The 6,000-nt window shown below is 45.4% G+C and carries 5 protein-coding genes and 1 pseudogene; 2 read left to right on the forward strand and 4 right to left on the reverse strand.

Annotated elements, in window-relative coordinates:
* Window positions 1-75 precede the first annotated feature (75 nt).
* Complete coding sequence (locus tag QUA80_RS25195) at window positions 76-246, forward strand: hypothetical protein (RefSeq protein WP_333046052.1); 171 nt, start codon at window positions 76-78, stop codon at window positions 244-246.
* Between the two features lie 215 nt (window positions 247-461).
* Here the strand turns inward: QUA80_RS25195 and ppk1 are convergent, their stop codons facing one another.
* From ppk1 to QUA80_RS25210, 3 genes are all read right to left on the reverse strand, one after another.
* Window positions 462-2,645, reverse strand: coding sequence for a polyphosphate kinase 1 (gene ppk1 / locus QUA80_RS25200; protein ID WP_333427739.1), 2,184 nt, complete (start codon window positions 2,643-2,645; stop codon window positions 462-464).
* Window positions 2,646-2,842: 197 nt separating this feature from the next.
* A complete protein-coding gene (locus QUA80_RS25205) occupies window positions 2,843-3,490 on the reverse strand; it encodes a Uma2 family endonuclease (RefSeq protein ID WP_333427740.1) in 648 nt (215 codons plus the stop codon).
* Window positions 3,491-3,617: 127 nt separating this feature from the next.
* On the reverse strand, window positions 3,618-4,538 hold the full coding sequence (locus QUA80_RS25210; RefSeq protein WP_333427741.1) for a HEAT repeat domain-containing protein: 921 nt from the start codon (window positions 4,536-4,538) through the stop codon (window positions 3,618-3,620).
* Between the two features lie 70 nt (window positions 4,539-4,608).
* On the opposite strand from QUA80_RS25210, the pseudogene QUA80_RS25215 reads away from it, so the two are divergent.
* Window positions 4,609-5,558 (forward strand): annotated as a pseudogene (locus tag QUA80_RS25215) (IS630 family transposase).
* Here the strand turns inward: QUA80_RS25215 and QUA80_RS25220 are convergent.
* Window positions 5,503-5,973, reverse strand: coding sequence for a HEAT repeat domain-containing protein (locus QUA80_RS25220; protein WP_333427742.1), 471 nt, complete (start codon window positions 5,971-5,973; stop codon window positions 5,503-5,505). The pseudogene QUA80_RS25215 and the gene QUA80_RS25220 overlap by 56 nt on opposite strands.
* Between the last annotated feature and the right edge of the window lie 27 nt (window positions 5,974-6,000).

The following is a 6,000-nucleotide window of genomic DNA, read 5'->3' on the forward strand; positions in this document are numbered from 1 at the left end:
GTGAATTAAGAATCCCCGTCTGTTCGCAGGGGGAATGTCAAATATTTTTGTTAATAGTAGCAAAGGCAAAAAACCATGGATGCACAGACAATCAAAGAGCGCGTAGCACAGATCGAGAGCAAGCGGGAATCCCTCGTGCGGCTGTTAGATCGATCGGACTTGGGAGCCCTGAGAATAGATGTGAGTCAGGCGATCGAAGAAATTGACGATCTCTTAGAAGAATTCAAGCGTACTTTTAACAGTTAAGCAGTCAGCAGTCAGTTGGCAGTTGACAGTTGACAGTTGTCGGCTAAGCTGTCGCGCATTCAATTTTCATAGTTATGTTTACTAAAAACTTTGTGGGGTGGGAATCTTGCCCGCCCTAAAAGCCAAAATTAAATGCAGTACAGCTTGATAGCTAACAAGAACCGACCACTGCTAATTGCAAATTTGACAACTGACCACTGACTGCTGACTAATAACTAATTCATCACCATATCCATCAAAATTTGCTGAGAGCTCACTTCCGGGCAATTAGCAGGCGGCCGCCGCTGAGAGTAGTGTCCCCCAGAGTGCAAATCCCAAGCTTGGCGGTTGTCAGCCAGCATTACCCCCAAAATTTCTTGCAATTCCTTGGCAATTGTCGGGTCTTCCACCTGAACTATGGCCTCAACCCGTCTTGTGAGATTGCGCTGCATCCAGTCAGCAGAACCAATATACACCTCTTCATCGCCACCGTTGAAAAAATAAAACATCCGAGAATGCTCTAAAAAGCGGCCGATAATACTGATAACTCTGATATTTTCGCTAACACCTTCAACGCCGGGACGCAAACAGCAAATCCCCCGAATAATCAAATCAATTTTAACTCCTGCTTGCGAAGCTTCGTACAAAGCAACAATGATTTGAGGGTCAACTAAAGCGTTCATTTTAGCGACAATGCGGCCGCAGGTACCGGTGCCGCCTTCGGCCTGCAAGCGGCAGAATTCTGCCTCGCGGCGGATTAAAGCTAAAAATCGATCGCGCATATTGACCGGTGCCACCAATAATTTTCGATAAGATACCTGCCGCGAATAACCAGTCAAATAATTAAACAAATCCGTCAAATCCGATCCCAAATCCTCGCGACAACTCAACAAACCCACATCGGTATACAGTCCGGCTGTTTTGGGATTGTAATTGCCAGTCCCGATGTGGACGTAGCGGCGGATGTAATCGTCCTCGCGACGCACTACCATCACTATTTTGGTGTGGGTTTTGAGTCCTACCAAACCGTAAACTACGTGGACTCCAGCTTGTTCTAACTTGCGAGCCCAATTAATATTATTTTCTTCGTCAAACCTAGCTTTGAGCTCTACTAAAACGGCTACCTGCTTGCCGTTTTCCGCAGCTTGAATTAAGGCGCTGACGATCGGCGAATCTCCCGAAGTGCGGTATAAAGTCATCTTAATCGCTAACACGGAGCGATCGTGCGCCGCCTCAGTAATAAACCGCTGTACCGTCGCCGCAAACGAGTGATAAGGATGGTGCAGCATCAAATCCCCCTGGCGGATGGCGGTGAAAATATCCTCGCCCTCGTCAGCATCCAACATCAATTTGCCTAAAATCATTGGCGATTCCGAGTTCCGCAAGCGCGGCGGCACAACTGGAGTCCAAGGCGGGTCTTTGAGTTCCGGCACCGGCAGCCCCACAAAAGACATCAAATCCTTGAGGCCTAGCAGCCCCTCTACGACGTAAACATCTTGCTCGCCGAGATCCAGCTCCTCCATCAGCATATCTCGCAGCGCAGGCGGCATAATCGCTTGAATTTCCATCCGCACCGCAGAACCTCCAAACCGGCGCTTGCGGAGTTCTTGTTCTATTGCCAGCAGCAAATCCTCCGCCTCATCTTCCTCCACCGTCAAATCGGAATTGCGAGTAATGCGGAACGGGTGATATTCCTGAATGTCCATCCCCGGAAACAAAGCTTCTAAATTGTGGGCAATCACCTGTTCTAGGGGCACGCCAGTCCAAACCGGAGATTTGCCCCTCTGCTGCCACTGCAAATCCCCCGGCAGCGGCAAAAACCTCGGCAAAACCTGCGGTACTTTGACGCGGGCAAATAATTCTTCGCGCGTGTCGGGGTCCCTGACTACTACTGCTAAATTGAGGCTGAGATTGGACAGGTAGGGGAATGGGTGGCTGGGGTCAACTGCTAGGGGAGTGAGTACGGGAAATACTTGTTCTTTGAAGTAGCGGTGCAAGTAATTGCGCTGTTCTTGATTGAGGTCAATGTAGTCGAGAATGTAGATTTCGCTTGCTGCTAGTTTCGGCCGCAGGGTTTGCTCAAAATACGAGTGCTGCTGAGTAACCATCGGCAAAAGCCGCTTGTTCAGGGCATCTAGCTGTTGTTGGGGCGTGCGGCCGTCGGAGGTCAATTTGCTGACTTTTGCTTGTACTTGCTGTTTGAGGGCGGCCACCCGCACCATAAAATATTCGTCTAGGTTGGAGCTAAAAATAGCGAGAAATTTGAGTCTTTCTAAGAGGGGCGTGCGGGGGTCGAGGGCTTCGTGGAGCACGCGGTTGTTGAATTCCAGCCAGCTTTGTTCTCGGTTGAAGTAATATTGAGGGTCGCTGAGGTTGATTTCAGTGTAGGTTTTGGCGGGGGTCTTTTTTGGCTTGGGCATGGTTTGGGGGAGTCTTTCGGAGGCTCGGTGATGGCATCTCTAAAAATAGTATTGTAGGTTCAATAGTAGGTTTGCATCTGTCGATCGTACATTTTTGTCTGTCACCAGCGAAGGTATTGCAGGGAACAGATGCAGTCTGGAGAGAGCCACTGTTATATTTATTTTCAGTACGATCGCCCGTTTTTACTCTCCTATATTCATCGCGATCGCAACAATTCTTCAAACTCTCGCAGCGCCACACTAGAACCCACCTGCCAGCCCCGATCGCAATATTGAGGAATTAAGGTTTTGAGATCGTAACCGGGAAACCAGCGACTAATTTGAGAGTCTCGATACTGCTGCGAATCGAACTGATAAATCGACAATTGACTTTGACGGTAAACCCATAGTTCTAAAGGTGCGATCGCTTCATAATCTTCTGGTTTAGTCGTGCAAGTCAGATCGATTTCAATCGCTAAATCTGGGGGCGGATCTGTTTCTAAATCTATTCGCTCTTTTCCTAAAATATCTGCGCGATTGTCGATGTAAAAACAATAATCTGGTTCGATTCCTTGTTGGTTAATGCGCTTGAGGGTAATTGGGGTAAATGCGTCCCAATCTCTGCATTCATGTCGCAGTAAAGCTTTGACAAAATCTGCCAGTATATCTGAATTTTTACCGTGTCTGGGCAGTGGAGACATAATTCTAATTTCTTGGGTTTTGCTGCTGTAGCGAATTCTCAATCCAGCTTTATCTTCTCGACGGGCTAGCAATGCTTCATAATCTTCCCAAGTTCTAAATCGCAGAATAAGTTCGTCTCCTGGCGCGAGGGAAATTGTATCTTCACTAATTGTTGGTAATACCATATTTTAATTTCCTGCAAAGCTCGCCTATTTCCAATTATAGCACAGTTATATAGCAGTTGACAGTTACATAGTACCCGAATCAAACCGTTTCTCGATCGAGGGAGAGGGGCTCTATTCATGAGGTTATTTATATCCGCCCGATCCAATTTTGCACCGCATCAAACAAATCATCTCCATCCACCGCAAAACTTGTTAACGGCAATTCCAGCGGTGTATCGGTAATCCAGGCGATATGAATTCCCATTTGATTGTCGGCGAGTTTGCGGGTGAAAGCCGAAAGCGCATCTTCGCAAGGACAGGAGTGCAAAATTAAGGCGATGTGCTGTTTTTGCAGCCGATTTTTGAGTTGGGGGATTAATCGCTTGAATTCGGGGGCGTTGCGAATTGCGGGAATGTCTGCATCTGCGGGGAAGATTGCTTGATATAGTTGGGTACAGAGCTCTTGGGCGATCGCGCTGGTATCGGTTTCGCCTTCTAAGGCGCGAATGTTGAGGGAAACGGGGAAGGTTTTATCTGTGGGTTGGAGTTGTTTGAGGAGTGTGGGGATATCTGTATTTTGTGGGTGGTTGTCGGGTGTTGGGTAATTGGTGGGTTGGGTGTGCCATGCTTGATGAAAGTCTGGGTAAGTCATATTTTGGGCGCAGTCCGAGAGGACTAGGCAGCACTTGTGATAAAGAGTAAAGTCGTTTTCGTGAATTTCGGAAGTTAGGCAATCTTTCAAACCAGAGACTGCGGTGGCGAAGTGTTGACCTTTCATGATTTTACCTAAGCTATCTGCCGCTTGCCTCCGGTTTTTTTCATCCTGAGAAGTACGGATTAACTCGACTAAAGCTTGGATGGCAACTGGGTTATCTTTGCTTATTTTCCCTAAGCTATATGCCGCTTGCCGCCGGGTATCTTCATCCTGAGAAGTACGGATTAACTCGACTAAAGCTTGGATGGCAACTGGATTATCTTTGCCTATTTTCCCTAAGCTATCTGCCGCGTACCTTGAGGTATCTTCATCATCTGAATTGCAGATTAACTCGACTAAAGTGGCGATCGCCACTGGGTTATAGCGTTTTCACCAATTATGAGGTACAATAATAAAAGTAAACTCTCAAACCTAAGAATAACACATGAAGTCCTATTCAGTTGACTTGAGACAAAAAATTATAGATATAAGGGAAAAAGAAAAAATTTCAATTAGGAAAATAGCTGAACGCTTCAATGTAGCGAAAAGCTTTGTTCAAAAATTGCTCAAACAATATCAAGAAACAGGAGATATTCTGCCTCAAAAACGAGGAGGAAATCACAAGAGAAAGCTGGGAGATGAGAACTTACTAATTTTAATAAAAATTATGGAAAAAATAATGATGCTACCTTAGAAGAAATTGGTGAAATGCTGAGGGAAAGAACAAATATCAAGGTCTGTACAACTACGCTCTGGAAAATTACGACACAACTCGATTATAGCTGGAAAAAAAAACGATGTATGCACCAGAAAAGAATAGTGAAAGAATCCAAAAAAAGAGGGGAGAGTTTTGGGGAGAAATTAGAGATATTCAGGCTGAAGACTTGATTTTCAAGGGATGAGTCGGGAGTAAATCTGGCAATGGTAAGACTATATGCTAGAGCTATAAAAGGAAAAAGAGCTAGAGGGGAAAGACCTCAAAAAAGAGGCAGAAATATTTCCATAGTAACTGCGTTATCTTTAGAGAAAGTAATAGCTTCAAGTAATATTTATGGAGCAGTAGATGGAGTTACATTTGAAGCATTTATCGTGACACAATTAGTCCCCAAACTTTGGAGAGGAGCTTGTGTTATTATGGATAATGCCAAAATTCATTTAGGAGAAATGGTAAGAGAAGCTATTGAAAATGTCGGCGCAAGATTAACTTATTTATCTCCTTATTCTCCTGAGTTTTCGCCGATTGAAAATTTTTGGTCGCAAGTGAAATCTATTTTAAGAAAACTCAAACCGAGAACTTATCAAGATTTAGTAGAAGCCATTACAGATGCTATGCTAAAAGTCACTCAAGACGATATTCGTAATTGGTTTGCTCATTGTTGCCATTGTACCTCATAATTGGTGAAAACGCTATATCTTTGTCTATTTCCCCTAAGCTATATGCCGCTAACCGCCGCCGGGTATCTTCATTACCTGAATTGCGGATTAACTCGACTAAAGCGGAGATAACCACTGGGTTATCTTTGCCTATTTTCCCTAAGCTAAATGCCGCGTGCCGCCGGGTATCTTCATTACCTGAATTGCGGATTAACTCGACTAAAGCGGATATCGCCACTGGGTTATCTTTGTCTATTTGCCCTAAGCTATCTGCCGCTAGCCTCCGGGTACCTTCATCATCTGAATTGCGGATTAACTCGACTAAAGCGGAGATCGCCACTGGGTGATCTTTGCCTATTTTCCTTAAGATATATGCCGCTTGCCACCTTACTTTTCCCGTTAAGTGTGATTTGTAGCAAGAAGCCAGCCCTGGCACAGATCACGTAAATTTGACCAACCTCGC

The sequence above is a fragment of the Microcoleus sp. F4-D5 genome (assembly GCF_036704885.1).
In the GTDB taxonomy this organism is placed as follows: domain Bacteria; phylum Cyanobacteriota; class Cyanobacteriia; order Cyanobacteriales; family Microcoleaceae; genus Microcoleus.

Bases quoted from the DNA above. Each gene is read 5' to 3' on its own strand.
- ppk1 (WP_333427739.1), bottom strand. From the start codon at position 2,645: ATGCCCAAGCCAAAAAAGACCCCCGCCAAAACCTACACTGAAATCAAC.
- QUA80_RS25195 (WP_333046052.1), top strand. From the start codon at position 76: ATGGATGCACAGACAATCAAAGAGCGCGTAGCACAGATCGAGAGCAAG.
- QUA80_RS25205 (WP_333427740.1), bottom strand. From the start codon at position 3,490: ATGGTATTACCAACAATTAGTGAAGATACAATTTCCCTCGCGCCAGGA.